Source organism: Brenneria tiliae, from assembly GCF_023347575.1.
In the GTDB taxonomy this organism is placed as follows: Bacteria; Pseudomonadota; Gammaproteobacteria; order Enterobacterales; family Enterobacteriaceae; genus Brenneria; species Brenneria corticis.
Genome location: NZ_JAKPCB010000052.1, coordinates 1 through 330 on the forward strand (window position 1 = coordinate 1; position 330 = coordinate 330).

Here is a 330-nt window from a genome sequence, read left to right on the forward strand (position 1 = left end):
CGACGCTTTTCGCAGATTAGCACGCCCTTCATCGCCTCTGACTGCCTAGGCATCCACCGTGTACGCTTAGTCGCTTAACCTCACAACCCGAAAGTGTCTCGGATTGCGATTTTTGAGAGACTCTGACGCAACAAAACCACTACCCTCGCGGATAATGTTCAGCTGCGTCGTTTCAAATTTCAGCTTGTTCCAGATTGTTAAATAGCAATATCTTAAACACGACTCGTTAAAGTCATCTTTAAGATATTCGGTGATAATGTCTTTCACTCATTATCGGAATGGCGTCCCCAAGGGGATTCGAACCCCTGTTACAGCCGTGAAAGGGCAGTG

At 47.0% G+C, this 330-nt stretch carries 1 rRNA gene; it reads right to left on the reverse strand.

Annotated elements, in window-relative coordinates:
- Positions 1–80: ribosomal RNA gene (locus MFP24_RS00255) — 23S ribosomal RNA — on the reverse strand; the annotation flags it as partial.
- Positions 81–330 lie beyond the last annotated feature (250 nt).